Annotated in this window: 12 protein-coding genes, 2 tRNA genes and 1 pseudogene; 2 read left to right on the forward strand and 13 right to left on the reverse strand. The window is 35.8% G+C overall.

From position 1 onward, the window contains the following. Positions 1–504 precede the first annotated feature (504 nt). From fabI to fabA, 3 genes are read right to left on the reverse strand one after another with little or no spacing between them, the layout of a single operon-like run. On the reverse strand, positions 505–1323 hold the full coding sequence (gene fabI / locus ABID39_RS01525) for an enoyl-ACP reductase FabI (RefSeq protein ID WP_354185329.1): 819 nt from the start codon (positions 1321–1323) through the stop codon (positions 505–507). A 48-nt stretch (positions 1324–1371) separates the two neighbouring features. After that, on the reverse strand, positions 1372–2592 hold the full coding sequence (fabB, locus tag ABID39_RS01530; protein WP_354185331.1) for a beta-ketoacyl-ACP synthase I: 1221 nt from the start codon (positions 2590–2592) through the stop codon (positions 1372–1374). 56 nt (positions 2593–2648) lie between these two features. After that, on the reverse strand, positions 2649–3158 hold the full coding sequence (fabA, locus tag ABID39_RS01535; RefSeq protein WP_354185333.1) for a 3-hydroxyacyl-[acyl-carrier-protein] dehydratase FabA: 510 nt from the start codon (positions 3156–3158) through the stop codon (positions 2649–2651). 229 nt (positions 3159–3387) lie between these two features. Between fabA and irrA the strand changes: the two genes are divergently transcribed. Then, positions 3388–3882 carry an iron response transcriptional regulator IrrA gene (gene irrA / locus ABID39_RS01540; RefSeq protein WP_354185335.1) on the forward strand — a complete coding sequence of 165 codons (495 nt, stop codon included), beginning with the start codon at positions 3388–3390 and terminating at the stop codon, positions 3880–3882. Between the two features lie 56 nt (positions 3883–3938). Here irrA and ABID39_RS01545 read toward each other — a convergent pair whose 3' ends face one another. From ABID39_RS01545 to rplU, 9 genes are all read right to left on the reverse strand, one after another. Beyond that, positions 3939–4496 carry an SH3 domain-containing protein gene (locus ABID39_RS01545; protein WP_354185337.1) on the reverse strand — a complete coding sequence of 186 codons (558 nt, stop codon included), beginning with the start codon at positions 4494–4496 and terminating at the stop codon, positions 3939–3941. 1636 nt (positions 4497–6132) lie between these two features. After that, positions 6133–6366 (reverse strand): 30S ribosomal protein S21, encoded by a 234-nt coding sequence (gene rpsU / locus ABID39_RS01550; protein ID WP_354185339.1) that lies wholly within the window; start codon positions 6364–6366, stop codon positions 6133–6135. Between the two features lie 192 nt (positions 6367–6558). Then, a complete protein-coding gene (locus tag ABID39_RS01555) occupies positions 6559–8232 on the reverse strand; it encodes a formate--tetrahydrofolate ligase (RefSeq protein ID WP_354185341.1) in 1674 nt (557 codons plus the stop codon). 1434 nt (positions 8233–9666) lie between these two features. After that, positions 9667–9936, reverse strand: coding sequence for a hypothetical protein (locus ABID39_RS01560; protein ID WP_354185343.1), 270 nt, complete (start codon positions 9934–9936; stop codon positions 9667–9669). A 2-nt stretch (positions 9937–9938) separates the two neighbouring features. Next, on the reverse strand, positions 9939–10142 hold the full coding sequence (locus ABID39_RS01565; RefSeq protein WP_354185345.1) for a hypothetical protein: 204 nt from the start codon (positions 10140–10142) through the stop codon (positions 9939–9941). 2003 nt (positions 10143–12145) lie between these two features. Next, a tRNA-Ser gene (locus ABID39_RS01570) sits at positions 12146–12236 on the reverse strand. A gap of 474 nt (positions 12237–12710) precedes the next feature. Next, positions 12711–15215: a phosphoenolpyruvate--protein phosphotransferase gene (ptsP, locus tag ABID39_RS01575; RefSeq protein WP_354185347.1), complete on the reverse strand. Its 2505-nt coding sequence runs from the start codon at positions 15213–15215 to the stop codon at positions 12711–12713. Between the two features lie 1410 nt (positions 15216–16625). Beyond that, on the reverse strand, positions 16626–16895 hold the full coding sequence (rpmA, locus tag ABID39_RS01580) for a 50S ribosomal protein L27 (RefSeq protein WP_354185349.1): 270 nt from the start codon (positions 16893–16895) through the stop codon (positions 16626–16628). A gap of 12 nt (positions 16896–16907) precedes the next feature. Further along, positions 16908–17402 carry a 50S ribosomal protein L21 gene (gene rplU / locus ABID39_RS01585; RefSeq protein ID WP_354185351.1) on the reverse strand — a complete coding sequence of 165 codons (495 nt, stop codon included), beginning with the start codon at positions 17400–17402 and terminating at the stop codon, positions 16908–16910. Positions 17403–17695: 293 nt separating this feature from the next. Here rplU and ABID39_RS01590 point away from each other — a divergent pair. Then, positions 17696–17785, forward strand: a tRNA-Ser gene (locus ABID39_RS01590). Between the two features lie 593 nt (positions 17786–18378). Here the strand turns inward: ABID39_RS01590 and ABID39_RS07910 are convergent. Continuing rightward, positions 18379–18627, reverse strand: a pseudogene (locus ABID39_RS07910) (integrase); the annotation flags it as partial. Between the last annotated feature and the right edge of the window lie 113 nt (positions 18628–18740).

The following is an 18740-nucleotide window of genomic DNA, read 5'->3' on the forward strand; positions in this document are numbered from 1 at the left end:
TAAACATGGCATCATTACTTATTTGTCGGCTTCTAACCGTTCCTGACAACTCTTGTCTTGAGGTGGTTCATGAGAGGTATTTTTAGCTTTTATCTCAAGCGATGTTTATCTCTTGAATTTATTGCAACATAGAAGGGAATGATTATCATATCAAGAGTTTGAAATGAGAAAATCTTACGATATTCAATGGCTCTCATTCAATATGCAAAACGGTGAATTATTATTATAAACCAAATATATTGCTATACGAATTTTGAAATAGGTCACACGGACCTATGAGACGAAAGCAGCAATACTTTGAAAATTGTAAGCTCATACGAAGCACAGTTTCTCATAAAATATATCTTAGAAATGAGAAATTCGATCATTATCCAAGTTATACTTTTGAATACAAACCATCATTTTCTAATGATAGATATTATACATTAAAGAGAGCATTCAATATATTTTAAAAGCGGTATATGCAAACGAGCATTCTTTGCATTTTAAGAGAGCCACAAGTAATTATTCTCCTCGAGTTTCTTCACTTTGTTTTAATTCTTCCAGTGTTGGCATCGACATGATGTTGTAGCCTGAATCAACATAATGAATTTCACCTGTAACGCCTGATGATAAATCAGAGAGCAAGTAAAGAGCAGATTTTCCTATTTCGTTGATGTTTACGGTACGACGCAAAGGTGCATTACGGCGTTGATACGAAAAAATTGCGCGTGCAGCAGCAATTCCATTACCAGCTAGGGTTCTAACAGGACCAGCGGAAATTGCATTCACGCGGATATTTTGAGGACCAAAATCTGCGGCTAAATAGCGCACCATAGCTTCTAAGGCTGCTTTAGCGACACCCATAATATTGTAATTAGGGACCACTTGCTGTGAAGCTCCATAGGTAAGTGTTAGAAGCGCACCTCCATTGGGCATAAGCTTACCAGCTCGTTGTGCAATTTCAGTAAAGGAGTAAGCTGAAATAACCATTGTACGTTTAAAGTTTTCACGTGTTGTGACGTCAACGTAACGTCCTTTTAGCTGAGCCTTATCCGAAAAGCCAATTGCGTGAACAACAAAGTCAATAGTTTTCCATTCCTTTTCAAGATGTTCAAAGATGCGATCGACATTTTCAATTTGTTCTACATCACATTCAAGCAACAATTTGCAGCCGAGTTTTTCTGCTAATGGTTGCACTCGTTTTCCGAAAGCATCTCCTTGATAGGTAAATGCTAATTCAGCACCTGCTTTTGCTAGTTGACACGCAATGCCCCAAGCAATTGAATGGTCATTTGCAACCCCCATAATAAGGCCGCGTTTGCCCTCCATCAAACCTTTCATATTATTCTCCGTAAGACCGTTCTTTTTCAACCAGCTAAGAATTCCTATTCATGCATAACGTTGGAAGATAAGCGTTGCATTGGTACCGCCAAAACCAAATGTATTTGACAATACAGTATTAAGTTGTTGATGTTCACGACGTTCACGAACAATGGGCATATCGGCAAAAGCTGGATCGAGTTCTTCGATATGTGCGCTTTCGCAAATAAAATTGTGATTCATCATTAATAATGTATAGATTGCTTCTTGAACGCCTGCCGCTCCTAAAGAATGACCAGTTAGAGATTTTGTGGCAGAAATTGGTGGGCATTGATCCCCTGTTCCAAAGATACGTCTTATTGCTTCTATTTCAGAGGGATCACCAACAGGTGTTGCTGTTGCATGAGGGTTAATGTAATCAATTTTATTATTTACGGTTGCAAGAGCCATACGCATACACCTTTCTGCTCCCTCACCAGATGGAGCAACCATATCGTGTCCATCGGATGTAGCACCATATCCAACAATTTCTCCGTAAATTTTTGCACCGCGTGCTTTAGCGAGTTCTAATTCTTCAAGAACGAGAACACCAGCTCCACCAGCAATAACAAATCCATCACGGTTGAGGTCATAGGCACGTGAAGCTTTTTCCGGTACATCATTATATTTGCTAGACATAGCACCCATGGCATCGAATAAAACAGATAATGTCCAATCCAAATCTTCACAACCACCGGCAAAAATACGATCTTGCCTACCATATTGGATCAATTCATAAGCATTCCCAATACAATGATTAGAAGTGGCACAAGCCGAAGAAATTGAATAGTTCACGCCTTTAATTTTAAAAAAAGTTGCAAGCGTTGCGGATGCTGTAGAACTCATTGCTTTGGGAACAATAAAAGGACCAACGCGCTTTGGACCCTTTTGGCGTGTAATATCAGCAGCTTCAACAATTGATTGTGTTGAAGCACCTCCAGAACCCATAATGATACCTGTGCGTTCGTTTGAGACTTCATGAAGTTCTAAACCTGCATCAACAATTGCTTGATCCATGGCGATGTGATTCCAAGCAGTTCCACGCCCATGAAAACGCAAAGCACGTCGATCAACAAGTTCTTCTATATTGATATCAGGTTTGCCATAAACTCTGCTACGAAAGCCTAATTCAGCATATTGGGGTGCATAAGAAATTCCGGACTTTGCTTCATACAAGCTGGTTCGAACGGTTTGAGGATCATTTCCAATTGCGGAGACAATTCCTATTCCAGTTACAACAACGCGACGCATTCATACCTCCTTATTTCATACAGAATAACAAAATGTCTCGTTTAATAGAAATGGCTTCAACCTTCTTTAAATAAAGCAACACGTAAATCGCTTGCTTTATAAATGGCTTCTCCATCTGCTTTCACCCATCCATCGGCTATTCCTAAGACCAAGTTTCCGCGTCGGATACGTTTAAAATCGATTCCATATTCAAGAATTTTGGTTTGCGGGGTTACCATACCGGACAATTTGACTTCACCTGTCGATATAGCTCTTCCTTTTCCTTGTTCACCTAGCCAACCAAGAAAAAAACCTGTTAACTGCCACATACCATCTAACCCAAGACATCCTGGCATGACCGGATCACCTAAAAAGTGACAGTCAAAAAACCATTGGTTTGGAGTAATATCAAATTCAGCACGAACCATTCCTTTATTGTATTCACCGCCAGTTTCACTAATTTGAGTGATTCGATGAATCATCAACATCGGTGGTGCAGGTAATTGCGCATTGCCCTTACCAAACATTGCGCCGCGAGCACAGCTTAGAAGTTCTTCATAAGTGTAGCGAGACTTTTGTTCAGCCATTGTTACTCCATTTATTTGCGTATATTTTGACTTCTGTGCTTTTCCCCCACCTACTTTTAGAGCAAATTTTAAGAAGAGGGAAATGATTTTATATCATTTTTAATGACACTCCCCCTTTTTTATGTATTTTGCATAGTAGATTATTTAAAAATGGAATAAAAAATTATAGCGTATTATCCTCATTTTTTGTATTTTATCCCTATTGGAAAAGAAAATTATGGTTCGTAGTATGTCGGTGAGCACAGAAAATTTAGCTTTGAATGAGGAAAAACAGTCTACGCAAGATTGTGAGAAGATTGTGCGTCATCGTTCTGTATCTATGTTAGAAAAACATTTACGTCAAAATGGGTTGCGTCCAACACGTCAGCGGTTAGAGCTTGCTAATATGATTTTCTTTCAAGGTAACCGTCATATTGCTGCTGAAGAGCTTTATGAAGAAGCAGTTAGATTAGGCGTTCCTGTATCTTTAGCGACTGTTTATAATACACTTCACCAATTTACAGAAGCAGGATTATTGCGGATTATTGCTGTAGAAGGTTCGAAAACTTGGTTTGATACCAATACGTCTGATCACTACCATTTTTATATCGAAGGCGAAAATCGTATTCTTGATATTCCTTGTAATTTAGGAGAAGCTCCTATTATTGGGAATTTGCCTAAACCACCAGAAGGTATGGAAATATCACATGTTGATTTGATAGTTCGGTTAAAACCGAAAAGATGATCCTATAGAATATAGAAAATTCAGTAAAAAACAAACTTGATTGATTTAAAGGTTCATTAGCCTTTAATTTTTTCATCAGGATAAATTCCCCATAACTGGGGTTGGTGAAGCCATCCTCGGATATTATTAATGCTTAACTCGCACCAGTTTCCATCGCATTGGTGAATGTTACCAATGACATTAGATTCTACTTCTGCAACAAGTTTTGCGTTGTCTGAAGGGCTTTTGCGTAGCAGCAACCTTTTTGTTTTATCTTTTTGCCATGGAATAGTGATAGCAGTTCGCTTTCCTGATAAAAGCGATTGATATACCCATCCTTCATCACCTTCTGCATCACGAATTTTACGCCATTGATCATATTCTTGAATGATTTCGATAGGTAAGCCCTGTTTTGTATAGGTAAAGATGATAGAATAATTGCTTCCTGGTCCGACACGTACATTAACACGAGTAGGCTTAATAGAAGCAAACCGTGGAAGTGGTAAACCACTTGGTCCTAAATTTTGATAAGATGTCTGTGCGTACGAAAAGTGAGATGAATGAAATACAGCGATTCCTACTATGAAGATGCATAATGCGGGTGTTGAAAATCTAAACCAACTAGAATACTGCACACTTAAACCTTTTATCTCTTCATTTCTGCATATCGATAATCTACAATCTGAAAGATAGTATTAAAAAAATATAGCACACTGCTAGTTAAAGATATCTAAACAACGAGAGAATTATTATAAGAATACGGAATAAATGAAACAAAAGTTTGCATCTCTTAATGCTTATGAGAGTATACTTTTAAAGCAGCATCCGATCCTCATATAATTGTCTATTTTAGATGAATATCGAAACGATTGAATATCTTACGCGTTGGGTTAGCTTTTTCATGACATACAAAGATTACACATTGTATCTACTTTTTTCAAAACAGAAAGAGTCAACTATATTCATATTATGAGCAAAAAATTATTTAATCACATGTTAATAATGCAATTGGTATGCGATTTTAAAAGCAGTTTTAATGCGGATACAGCTATAACTCATGAACTGTTTAATGCGGGATTGTGGGCAGCATTGGGGGAAAACAAGATATGATGGTCTGGCTTATGACGTTATCAATATAAAAAAGACAACGACTCCTAGTTTGCAACGTTTCTTACAAACCTTGCAGTTTTATTTTAGGATAATATCATCTCATTTATTGCTCATTCCAATGATATACTAAGCAGAGAATTTGGACTATATAGGCATCTATGAATTCCGGATTATTATACAATAATAGGCATTATAGAGTTTCTTAATAAATGAGAAAAAGAGAGTACTTTGATATCATGCCTTGCACGTTTGTTATGTGCAAGCGAATGGTTTTGTTTAATTCAACATAGACAGATTTGAATGAAAGAATCTACGTTATTTGGGATTCTTAATTCAATATGCAAAGCAGTGAATTATTATTATAAATCAATGTTTTGTATGCTTATGGAGAAGCAAGCCGGCACTATCATTATATTTGCTAGTTCCCAATGTTGTAACAGACCTTGCATTAAGAAGGTTCAGAAGAGCCATTTTAAAATCCTTTCTTATACAGTTTTTACTCATACGCCAGCTCCGCTTATGACGTGCAAAGGAATGTTTTCGATTGATTCAACATAGACAGATTTGAAATGAGAGAATCTTACGATATTTGGGATTCTTAATTCAATATGCAAATCAGTGATTTATGATTATAAATCAATGCTTTGACCGCCTATGATGATGCCTTATCGACTCAATGTCTATAGTGGTAATTAATTCCATTTCATAATTTGCACTGATTTATAGGATAAAGATACTGAATACTTAATATCAGATAAGTAAAATTATTATGGGGTTTGTGAGCAAAGAGAAAATATTAAGGGACAGACAAAAAAATTTACATGTAATGCGTATTTCACACAGCAATAAACACTTTGAATAACGTTAAAGAACAATGTGTTCGATTTTTTCTATTTGAGATGATTAAAAGCCCAGAAAAATTCACTAACTTACAAAAAGCAAAAAACTACATTTTAAATAAAGCAGATAATGAATAACATCAGACAAATAAAACGAAAGAAAAAAACAAAACTCACATTGAGAAAAAGTCTAATCTCAGTACCACAACACTACCCCTACATCACAACTAATGTAACTGTAAGACATCAAAATATCAGAAAAACACACTACCATCACACCTCACTATTTTAGTGAGACATTCATTTTTAGTGTGATAACTCTCTATCTTAATGCAGCAGCTCGACCGTTGCTAACAAGGCCTTCTCTTTGTGCGCGCTTACGAGCAAGTTTACGCGTACGACGAACAGCCTCAGCTTTCTCACGAGCGCGCTTTTCCGATGGTTTTTCATAATATCCGCGCATCTTCATTTCACGGAAAATGCCTTCACGCTGCATCTTTTTTTTCAGCGCACGCAGCGCTTGATCAACATTATTATCACGAACGAGTACTTGCACGGTCTATCCTGCTTTTTTTAGTGTCATAAATAATAGGCAAAAAACCTATCCCTTTTAAAATATATTAAAAGGAAATACGTTATGAGGTATATATCATACATATAAGGCATTTGTCTACATTGCTTTTTAAGATTCTATTTTTTTGCTATAAGCAATTTTTTATGAGTGATGATTGAATGTGCGAACACAGTTTTATGAAAGCCCTTGAATTTCATCATTTTCGTCGAGTTGAATTTTTTCAGCGGCAGGATGATGTGGTAAGCCAGGCATGGTCATAATATTTCCACAAATGACAACAATGAAGCCAGCACCTGCTGAGAGACGAACTTCTCGTACAGGAATTTCAAAATCAGTAGGGGCACCGTATTGTGTGGGATCAGAAGAAAAGGAATAGGGTGTTTTTGCCATACAAATAGGGTATGTGCCAAAACCTTCTTTTTCCCAAGATTCAAGCTGTTTGAGAATAGGGGTTGGGATAATAGCACGACATCCACCATAGAGTTTTTTTATAATGCAGTTAATTTTCTGAACAAGTGGAAGATCATCTTGATAAAGAACTTTAAAATGGGAATCTTTTTCTTCAATTAAGGTAATAAGTTCTTGTGCAAGTTCTATAGCGCCTTTTCCACCTCGTTTCCAATGTTGGCAGAGAATAGCTTTGCATCCAGTTGTCGCAACTATTTTTTGTAATGTGCTTATTTCAGCATCGCTATCGGAATCAAAATGATTGATAGCTACAACACAAGGGATACCATAGTATTCCATGTTTTTTATGTGCCTTAAAAGATTATCTGCTCCTTTTTGTAAAGCAGTGATATTTTCTTCTGCTAGATTATCTTTATCTACACCACCATTCATTTTTAATGCTCGAATTGTTGCTACAATTACTGTAGCATTTGGTCTAATTCCCGCTTGTCGACATTTAATGTTAAAAAATTTCTCTGCTCCAAGATCGGCTCCAAATCCGGCTTCTGTGACAACATAATCGGCGAGTTTTAAAGCGGTTTTTGTTGCTATAACGGAATTACAGCCATGAGCAATATTAGCAAAAGGCCCTCCGTGAACAAAAACGGGGTTATTTTCAATTGTTTGTACGAGATTGGGTTGTATGGCATCTTTAAGGAGAACTGTCATTGCACCTTCTGCATTAAGATCAGCGACAGTGACGGGTGTTTTATCATAACGATAGGCAACAATAATTTTTTTGAGTCTTTGCGTAAGATTTTCTAAATTTTCAGCGAGACAAAAAATAGCCATAATTTCTGATGCAACAGTAATATCAAAACCTGTTTGTCGTGGAAAACCGTTGGTAACTCCACCCAATGAAATAATGATATCACGCAATGCACGATCATTCATATCAAGGACTCGCTTCCAAACAATGCGGCGTGGATCAATGTTTAGGGAATTCCCCCAGTAGATATGGTTATCTATCATTGCTGCAAGAAGGTTATGGGCAGCCGTGATAGCATGAAAATCGCCAGTAAAATGCAGATTAAGGTCATCCATCGGTATGATTTGGGCATAACCACCTCCAGCAGCCCCACCTTTTATCCCAAAACAAGGACCTAATGATGGTTCTCTTAAGACTGCGATTGTTTTTTTTTCAATGAGATTGAGTGCATCATTCAAACCAACGGTTGTTGTTGTTTTTCCTTCTCCCGCAGGCGTTGGGTTGATCGCTGTGACAAGGATAAGTTTCCCATCAGGATTTTTATGGAGTGATCTTATGTATGCAGAAGAAATTTTAGCTTTATCATGTCCATAAGGAATCAAATTTTCATGTGCGATACCAATTTTTTGCGCAATTTCAGTGATGGGTTGTTTTTGAGCAGTGCGAGCAATTTCAATATCTGTTTTAGGCATGGGAAAATTCTTTAAACTTATTTTTGGGGTATTGAGGAGGGGCATTCTAGCCTGACAAGAAAGTTTATAGCACATAGAGACAAGATAAAATACTATTTAAAAGGTTAATAACGTATTATGTGAGTAGAAATGTTAGATGAGAACAAAAAGAATTTTAATAGTTTTTTAGAAAAAAGTGCCACAATTTTAGTTTTGATAAGCTTTAGAATCAATGGGAGCTTTGGAAAAAATTACTTTAAATATTAAGATTTAAATTTTTCATAAAAGTATCTTATAGCGCGTTTAATTCTCTAAATGGTTTATGTGCAAGGTTCTTTTATGTGTGCCCAAAGAAGGGATATTATAGCTCTGAAAATTTTGTGGAAGATAGTTTTATTAAAATGGTAAAAATCCTTCAGAAGAGAATATTTTTGTTTTGCGTTTTAAGTAAAATTGGGTGCAAATAAAATTGCTTGAGATAAGAATCAAAAATGTATTTTCAGAATTTTCTCGATGTATGTAAAAATTGTCATAGCATTGGGAACGTGTTGTAGTATGAGCGAGAGCTTTTTGACATGAGAGATACATGTTTGTGACATTAGATAGCTATCAGGTATTAGAAGGCTCTATTGAGAGCTAACAAATATAATAGATGAGGAAACTAGTTTATAGTAGACTGATGCGCCTGAATTGAAAAAATATTCTCTTAATTTTTATAGTTATTGTTTTCCATAACAGGGATACGAGGTGAAGATCGGTGTTCAGGGTATGGACATTGCGGTCATGGAAAATGCAGATACCATTATTGAGATTAATGAAGATATCTACATCATCAAAATAAATACGGTGCTAGTAAGGTTCATCGCCATTCACAACGGCACCTGTGTGTGGTGTAGCATAAGATCCATTGAGCACCACCATCTTTACGATTATGAAAGTACAAGTCAGCGCCATTATTCTATTTGCTAGTTTATAGGTTGCAATAACTTTACTTTTAGATGGTTTATAAGAGGCACATTAATCCTTATCTCAAGTGATTTTTATTCATATAGCTATCCTGTTTATGAAGCGCGAGGAAACGGTTTTGATTGATTTGCCATAAAAAGGATTTGAAATAGGAGAGTCTGATTATATTTGAGTTTCATACTCTATATGCAGATCGATTAATTATATTTATGAATCAATATGTTATGTTTAATTGGCATGTAAGATCATACAGCGCATATGAGCAAATATCAAAGTTTGAGTTTTTTATGAATAAAACATGAATTGCACTCGTGTTAGAGAATGCTAGTCATTTTTGATGGTTTATCAAAAGTATTAGGCAGATTTTTCTGATTAATTTCACTATCGTAAGGATATCATGACATATTTTTTTGAAATTTTTAGGGATCTTTTATTTTATATTTAGCAAAGAAATCAGCAAATTCTTAATCATGTATGAGGCATATTTCATTAGTTATGCTCTTCAGAATCCATATGAATAACTGTACCAGTCTCATTCTCATTGGAATGAGAGTTTTTGCGACGATGCAAGGTTTGCACGATTTCTTTTCTTAAGACTGAATCTGCTTCACTTAAGCGGTGAATACTGAGTTCCAATTCAAGAGATAAAGCCAAATCCACGCACAATTTAAGCTCTTTTCCAATATCAAAACCGCGTTGATAATCATCATAAAGACCAACAAGTGTATCGGATAATTCTTTATCGCATAAAGAGGTCATGCTCACTCCTCCACGTTGCGGCTTTCCCATGTGGCTTTAATGTGCTGAATCATCATCCCACTGTTATCACCAAGAGTTGCCATGTATAGCAACATCATGGTTTTGTCAATTTGGTGAAAAGTATCAACTTTTGAACCAATTCCTATCAGAAAACTTATTGCTCCATGATTTTCAATTTTCCCTTCATGAATGAAGTTCGGTAACATTTCTACTGTAGAGTTTACCGCATTTAAGATATATTGCCAAATGGCTTTTACAAAAACTTTTTGAGAACAATGAGGAACAGAGATTATACACGAAATATATAATTTGTGTATAAGATGGATTATTGTGATGATAAACAAAATACCATAAAATTATGTTATTGTTCATCAAAGCTAAACCAGTGCTATTGATATCAATCATAATCACATAAGAAAGCACGATTTGAAAGTATTCAGGCTTTGAATGAGAGGTAATAGTCTCATTTTTTATAGAACATGCGTTATCTTGCTTATTTTGTATTGGCTTTTAGACATTGATAAATCTCGTATCATTAAAAACTATAGAAAATACGTTTGCACACATCCTTGTCGCCGAAATTCAAGCAATGCTATCACATGATGAGAATGGATAAGAAAAAGACGTATTGGACTATCTTTCTGCTTTGAAGAGATGATTGTGGTTTTTTGGATAGCAGTTTGCGAGGATCTGTTTTATGAGCAAACTGACAAAAATGGCAATGTTTAGTCTTTCTGGATTGTGCCCAAATGTTTTTGATACTGGTAGCGGTCTTTAATGTGCTTTTGCTGATTCCACTAAGGCTATATTACAGCAGTGTAGCTGCTTTGAATATAATAACGATTTCATTCATATGTGATGATTATAATTTTCTCTCCTGCTTAAACGGATGCTGTGACATTCGTTCGTTGTGGAGTCCTATCAATAATAATTGTCCAACATAAAGGGTGATAATGATAGATATAAATCAATCATTATATTGATTTTAGAGTAATTTTTTGCACTTCCAGAAGCAGAGTGTAAAACCAAGCTAGCAAAACGTTCGTGAATTATGCCGTATCCTTAATTTTATGAAGCGCAAACAATTTACTAAAGACTTATTTAACCTTATTGCTTCTCAGTAATCAGATATCGAAGCTAAAATTCATGATGTCGATGCAGTTGCATTGTGGTTAGTTAAAAAACTGAACATTTTGGTGTTATCGTCGCAGAAAATATGTTTTGCGATATTTTGTTAGGTTTAGCCACAGAAACATGGGGAGCTTAGGAGAGTTGCCCTTAGCACCAATATTGGCAATCATATTGCTTATTTCGAGCCAGTATACGGCAGTGCATTTCACATTGCAGGTTAAGGTGAAGCCAATCCTTGCATTATGTTCTATACTATCATATTTTTGTGAGGGTATTTAGGTTTCTCCCAGCCAGCACAAAAAAATAGCCAAATAATTGATGATGTTATCCGTACTGGGAAAACTCTTACATATGATTTAAGTGGTATAAACTCTACTCAAGAAATAGAAAAAGCTATTATGAATGCGATCGAGCTTGTAAGGTCGTCACGAGCTTCAGTGATAATAATCGGCGATGAGCTTGTTTCTGGACAGTATCAAGATACAAATCTACAGGAAATAAGTCAGATTCTTAAGAATAGCGGTGTTAAATCTTCATAACAATTTGTATATTCCAAGAATCTAAGACAAATTTCAGAAACAATTATTCAGTGTATTGGTCAAACAGAGTTTATTATCGTTAGTGGTGATTTGGGACTGACATCAGATGATAAGACCAGAGATGTTGTCACTGTCTAAAAATCACTTTTTTAATGAGGAGGCTTGGAAGACAGCGCAGCAACAACTTTGTTGAAGATAATTTTTATAAAAATAGTGAGATTTCTTAAAGGTATTCAAGGAAAATTTGTCTTGAGTCTCAATGATTGCGATATAGTTCGAGAGATCTTTAAGGATTTTGATTGTTTAAAATTAGAGATTATTTGAGCATCAGGTTTTGCTAAAAAAATATCCCGAAAAGAATTCTTGATTCGCAATCATTGGAGCAAATCTTAAAGAGCTAATTAATGAAGCAAAAAAAGAGAAAAGTACTACCATCTTACAGGAGTAAAAAAAATCTTATTCCCGAAATTTTATTTTACTATCCCGCACCCTAAAAAAGATTAATAAAATAAATATGTTACATAAAGTAAAAATTTGAATGGCGGAGAGAGAGGGATTCGAACCCTCGATATGGTTTCCCCATATACACGCGTTCCAGGCGTGCGCCTTCAACCACTCGGCCACCTCTCCAGAAGTTTTGCACTATACCCAGAAAGAAATAACGTGCAAGCCTAAATTATACACTTAAAACCCAAAAAATAACTTTATTTATCAAAAGATGTAATACTTATTGAATAACAAACACATCTTCTTTCTTTAAAAGATCATTTTTCCGTGAATAATCATAAAAACGCAATAATTGGATCATCGTAAATCAGAAATTTTTATGCCTGCTTTGATATCCTCTCGCTCATAGATAAATATTATCTTAAAATTGATATGCTGCTCATGTTTTTTTTAAATTAGATCATTAACATTGCTATTAATCCGTTACTATTCATTGTATTTAGTCATCAGAAATACAAATGGCTACACTTATTTCTGGATCTTCAAAATTGAAATGTAATTCACGCGGATAATAAACTTCACTTCAATAAAAGTGATTTATAATATAACGACTTGACAAAATTGCAGAATTGACAAACCATCTTTAAAGTTTCTGTATCAGATTATATTATTGCTAAGCGCGCGTACATCTTGTGCAGTTTCACACTGTAATGCTTTTTTTGCTAAAATTTTCATATCTTCAAAACTATGACCTTGTAAACAGGCTTTTACTGAAGAAATGTCACAGGATATCATGGAAAGTTCATGAATCCCCAATCCAGTTAAAATCATGGCTGCAAAAGGATCTCCAGCCATACTACCACATACACTAACCCAACATTTGTGTTTTTCCGCGCCCTGAATAGTCTGATGGATCATGCGTAAAACTGCAGGATCAAGACTATCAGCTTCAGAAACAAGATAAGGATTTTGCCGATCAACAGCCATAGTATACTGCGTTAAGTCATTGGTTCCAATTGAGAAAAAATCAACATAAGCACTCAAAATATCTGCCATAACAGCTGCTGCTGGAACTTCAATCATAATACCAAGCTTTAATTTTGGTGCATCGATATCATTGCGGATTTCTTCTGTAATCTTTTTTATAGCAAAAATCTCTGAAACAGACATAACCATTGGAAACAGAATCCATAGATCTCCGCCTTCTTTTGCTGCTCGATACAGAGCACGCAACTGAGGAATTAAAAGATCACGCCGACGCAATAAAAGCCGCGTTCCTCGAATACCTAAAAAAGGATTATTTTCTTTAGATAAATGTAAATGTGTAACCTGCTTGTCTCCACCAATATCGAGTACACGAATAATTAATGGTTTATCTCCTACCTTCTCAATTATTGCTCGGTACACATTAAATTGTGCTTCTTCATTTGGAATATGTGGACTATCCAAAAATAAAAATTCTGTCCGCATAAGTCCCACGCCTTCAGCTCCTAAATTTAGCGCAACAGGGATTTGGTTCGCATCATTGACATTAGCCATAATACGAATTTTTTGACCATCTATCGTTTGCATTGGTGTTTTACACCCGCGGATTTCACGATCACGCTTTTGCACAATAATACTCATGTGCTTTTGAACATCTTCAACATCTTCGGGAGTAGGATCAGGATAAACGAATCCATTATCGCCATCAATAATAGCTTGAATATTACACTTAACGGTTAAAATATTAGCTCCTGCAGCAACAACCATTGGAATACCAAGAGTGCGTGCCAAAATGGCAGTATGAGACAATGGTCCGCCCCACGCGGTTGCCAATCCTTGAACTTTTGTACAATCAAGCTGCGCTAAATCAGAAGGAGATAGATCATCTGTAATGAGGATAATACCACACGGAATATCATCTAAAAAGAATGATCGATATGATGGATTAATTTCTCCTAAAACACGACGACCGACATCAATTAAATTCACAGCCTGCGCTGCTAATAAAGGATTATCTACCTTAGAAAACATATCTGCAAATTGCCGAACCGCTCTGTCCCAAGACCAAGCAACACCATGACCTTCTGCCATAAAACGACAAGTTTGTGCTATCAGGTTTTCATCTTCAAGCAAAACCATTTGCGGAGAAAAAATTGCAGCAGAATCTGCTCCCATACGCGCTGTAATATTAGAAATAACAGATGCCATTTTATGTTTTGTTTTTGTAAGAGCATTTTCAAGACATGCTGCGCCAGCTGCAAAATCTATTGGTTGGTCTATTATGGAAACAGTATTTTGTCGTAAAACAAAGATTTTGCCAGAGGCTAGCCCTGAACTTGCACCAACTCCAGAAATGCCTTTTTGTCTGGAACGCGGATACCAACCATGAAAAGCCTTTGTTTGAGATTCTATTTCTCGCACCATACATTTTTCACTTATGCTTATTTTCTTTACGACAGAAATCGCATCCTTAAGAAGTTGTGCGCCTTCTACAGCATCCGTAGAAAAAATGAGAACATCGCCGTTTTTTACTCCTAATTGCAATAAACCAACTAAATTTTTCATTTCAACGGCATATTGACCATGGCGAATTCTGATAGAGCTTGAAATTTTTTTTGCAAAGTCAACCCAAAGAGAGGCTGGTCGTGCATGAAGACCACTTGGATAATCTAGAGTCCATTCCTGGTATACTGGAAGATCGCCTCTGAAAGCCTTTTCCATCTTCATGTTATGATCAAAAAGGGTTGTAATAATTTGTTGTTTATCTGCTGTTGTCAAAAGTGCTTCAAGCCGTCTTTTATCAAATAAAAGACACGTCAATTTTTTGCAAATTTCTATGTAGCGATCTGGAGACGCTGCAATGGCAATGACCAAACGGGCTTTATTTCCATTCCACCATTCAACACCAGCAGGAATCTGTATAACAGCAATAGCGTCTCTGATAATCAAATCACAGCTTTCAACCATTCCATGGGGAATCGCTATACCATTTCCAAGCCAAGTATTCGTGATTGCTTCACGTTTGAGCATGCTTTCTAGGTAACATTTATCAATCGCACCAACTTGTACAAGCAATTCAGCAGCAGCATGAATCGCGTCATTTTTATGGTCAAAAGAAGCTGCAAGTAGTACAGATCTTATAGATAAAATTTCTACATCATCAAAATCTGCATTCATTGCTTATACTTCCTCAGCTCTCATAATGAATTTAAATTGCTTCACATTTGAGTATGAATATGTCTGATAAATTTTATTTCAAAGTCATATTTTCCAAAATACAGAATACAAGTAACATCATGATTTTCCTTTGTTGTATGGGATATGGCTTAGTGAGATGTTTAAATAACCAAATATGATCTATCAAATGATTTCAAGTATCATCTTATTTTAAGTATATCTGCTCCCAAATTGCGTAAAATTATCATAAGAAAATATGATTTTTACTCTACTTTAAAAAGATAAATGCCCTGATTTTTACAGATTCTATTAACTGAAAAGCTATTTTAAAAAACGCTCTTACTATCTTGAGTTATTCGATATAATTTGTCATCATCTCTTATAGAAGAAAGTATCTCCCTAATAATCTGCAACTTTATTAACATTTTCACAGCTTCCTCTCCAACTAAGCAATCAGTCTTTGTTCTTTTTTGGTGTATTACACGGCCACAAATTTCCGCATGTAATTTGCTACTTAAAATTCAATGTAGCTGATATCTTATGATATAAGGTCCTCAAGGTGTAGCCTTAACTGTAGTCTTCTCTTTCTCAAACAAATATCGTGATAACAGAGTATTGTTTGTCACATACCAGAAAGGTAAAGTATCTTTTCTAAAAAACGATACTCTCAATAGCTAAAACCAAACAAAATCCCATGCATGATTTTAATTTCTAGATAATTTGAAACAAGATCAGTAAGACACTCTCATAAAAAGCGCTTTCACTCTAAATCAAGTTTTTCTCTTATACTGAAAAAGGTTATTTTATAACATCCAATAATAAATATTCCCCAAAATACTATTTATGTCATTGATTGCACGCTGTTTATTTGGGTTGCTCCAAACTATGCTAAATGTGATGTCACTCTCGATTTATTGAAATTTCCTTAAACGCGTATTACGTGCAAAAAATTTTTGATAAATGCCTCTTACTACTTATCATTTTTTTCTATACAGATAAATTTATCATAACCTTTAAAGAATATTATGAATACTACCAACGTTAAAAAAACAAGAACAATTTCACCAATATGATTGCACAGATACTCCCTAAAATCTTTTAAAAATAAATTGCTTGATATTTTTTCGTTAATAAAAAAATAAATCTTCTATACCATCACACACCGATTATCAGTAATTCCCATCATGTCAATGTTTTCAGTCCCAATGAAATATAACTTCAATCTTTTAGTTATTTAAGAAAAGCATTTTTCCAGATTCTGTTTTTTAGTTTTCTACACTTACTTCTAATTTGCATTATACCATAGATAACAAAAAAGGAAAGATAGTATCCCACCCTTCCTTTTTCGTGTTAAAGAATTCCAAGCCTGAAATTCAACAAAATACTGATTTATTGTAAAAATATTATAATTTATTTCGTTGCCTCTACTACAGGAATAACTGAAACATACGAACGGTTACTCGCTTTCTTACGAAAGGAAACGGTTCCATTTGATAGAGCAAAAAGGGTATGATCTTTTCCAATGCCAACATTATCACCAGGGTGCCAGCGTGTACCACGTTGACGGATGATAATATTCCCAGCGATAACGGCTTCACCACCAAATTTTTTAACGCCAAGACGCTTTGACTCTGAATCGCGACCGTTACGCGAGGAACCGCCAGCTTTTTTATGTGCCATGGATGTTCTCCTTTAATCTTCTTTATTCTTTGATGCTACAGTCGTTTTCTTCTGCGATGTAACTTTTTTTTCAGTGTTTTTTTTGGCTACCTTCTTAGCAGGATCAGCTGCACTAACTTTCTTTGTGGTTTCCTTTAATGCAGCATTTTCCTCTTTTTTAATTGACTTTGTCGCTGCTTTTTTAGGTTTCGAACCACCCATTAAAATTTCTAAAATACGAAGTGTCGTTACTTCTTGGCGATGTCCTCTCGTGCGCTTCGAATTTTGACGACGGCGCTTTTTAAATGCAATAACCTTACGTCCACGCGTTTGCTCTACAATCTCTGCTGTAACCAAGGCACCATCGACAAAAGGTGCACCAATAATTGCATTCCCTTCTTCCCCAACCATCAAGATGTCACTTAATTCGACAACCTCACCAGCATTACCAATAATTTTTTCAACTCTCACCTTCTGGTTAGCAACAACGCGATATTGCTTACCACCGGTTTTAATGACTGCGAACATTTTTTATCCTTTCGTTCATTCCAGCTCTTATTTAATCTCTTTCTTATAAGTTAAGAAAAAATAGGCTGCTTTTTATCAGTCGTTATAGATTGCCACAGAAGGGTAAAAATACCTTCCTAAACGAAAATATGCGCAGATTTCCCCACGCTTGCATTCTGTATATATGACGGAATTTCTATTCTCTGTCAATAAAGTCCCATAAAAAAGCAAAAAATGGTTGTATGAAAAGCAATTGAAGGTTATCTACCCGCCATGTACTGAAAAAGAGTATAAAGCTCACCGTACTTTTATAAGGAGAGATGGCTGAGTGGTTGAAAGCACCGCACTCGAAATGCGGCATAGGGGCAACTCTATCGGGGGTTCAAATCCCTCTCTCTCCGCCATTAATTCCAAACAAAAGTTCTTATGCATTAAGAGTTTCTGTTTCAAAATGTCAGTATTGGCAGCTTTTTGCTGTTTACAATTGACTTTCCTTCTATAAACACCCCGTTTTTCTAATTTTTCTCTTAATATATAACCTTTTCCTGAAAAACCGTACGTTGAAGCAAATACAGAGCTGTTAGTTATGAAAAATCAATATCTTAGCAATTGACTAGTTTATACCAGTCTATCTCTGTCATTGTTAACGCGCTAGCTAATACAGCGCATATCGGTAGCTTTGATAACGAACCGCGCTTTGAATGCTTTCTGGCATTCAGTGAAGCAAAGATATTGTTAGAGTGTAGAGTTTGTTTATCATTATTAAGATTCATAAAACTGGTATTGAATTTCTATTAGTAATTTATCAATATCGTTACATGTTGAAGTATCAGAGCCATTGTTGATAAGTGGCAGCAGCATGTATTTTTCTGAACTTAGGAAATACTTTGCTTGACTGAAAAGATGTTAGCTGAATAACTTCAGATACATGGTGCGCTTTTTGGGGGATCCAGACTTATTGAAGATTGCCAATTCATTGTTGGCGCGGTCATAAATAATTACGTTTTTTAATGGGGGCACGACCTTCACATAAAACAGAATGCCATTGGTCTGCACCTTCGTGGGCTTGTTTTAAAGAGACATTTCTTAAGGCACCCAAGCCCATTTCACGATGGCGCCTGTGAATGGCATACCGTAAAATTCATTGAGCACCATGCTTAGGAAGTAAAAGCAGGCACTATCATTATATTTGCCAGCCTCCAATTTTGCCAACAGCCCTTGCATTAAGACGGTTCATAAGAACCATTTTTAGTTTTTTTGTACAGTTTTTATCCACACGCTCATTCTGCTTGTAATGTGCAAGCGAATAGTTTTGATTGATTTAAGATAAATAGGTTTGAAATAAGAGAATCTTACGAT

This window comes from Bartonella japonica, assembly GCF_040545385.1.
GTDB lineage: Bacteria > Pseudomonadota > Alphaproteobacteria > Rhizobiales > Rhizobiaceae > Bartonella > Bartonella japonica.

Excerpts from the sequence above, each read along its gene's own strand:
- fabI (WP_354185329.1), bottom strand. The coding sequence starts at position 1,323 with ATGAAAGGTTTGATGGAGGGCAAACGCGGCCTTATTATGGGGGTTGCA.
- fabB (WP_354185331.1), bottom strand. The coding sequence starts at position 2,592 with ATGCGTCGCGTTGTTGTAACTGGAATAGGAATTGTCTCCGCAATTGGA.
- fabA (WP_354185333.1), bottom strand. The coding sequence starts at position 3,158 with ATGGCTGAACAAAAGTCTCGCTACACTTATGAAGAACTTCTAAGCTGT.
- irrA (WP_354185335.1), top strand. The coding sequence starts at position 3,388 with ATGTCGGTGAGCACAGAAAATTTAGCTTTGAATGAGGAAAAACAGTCT.
- ABID39_RS01555 (WP_354185341.1), bottom strand. The coding sequence starts at position 8,232 with ATGCCTAAAACAGATATTGAAATTGCTCGCACTGCTCAAAAACAACCC.
- ABID39_RS01560 (WP_354185343.1), bottom strand. The coding sequence starts at position 9,936 with ATGACCTCTTTATGCGATAAAGAATTATCCGATACACTTGTTGGTCTT.
- ABID39_RS01565 (WP_354185345.1), bottom strand. The coding sequence starts at position 10,142 with ATGTTACCGAACTTCATTCATGAAGGGAAAATTGAAAATCATGGAGCA.
- ptsP (WP_354185347.1), bottom strand. The coding sequence starts at position 15,215 with ATGAATGCAGATTTTGATGATGTAGAAATTTTATCTATAAGATCTGTA.
- rpmA (WP_354185349.1), bottom strand. The coding sequence starts at position 16,895 with ATGGCACATAAAAAAGCTGGCGGTTCCTCGCGTAACGGTCGCGATTCA.
- rplU (WP_354185351.1), bottom strand. The coding sequence starts at position 17,402 with ATGTTCGCAGTCATTAAAACCGGTGGTAAGCAATATCGCGTTGTTGCT.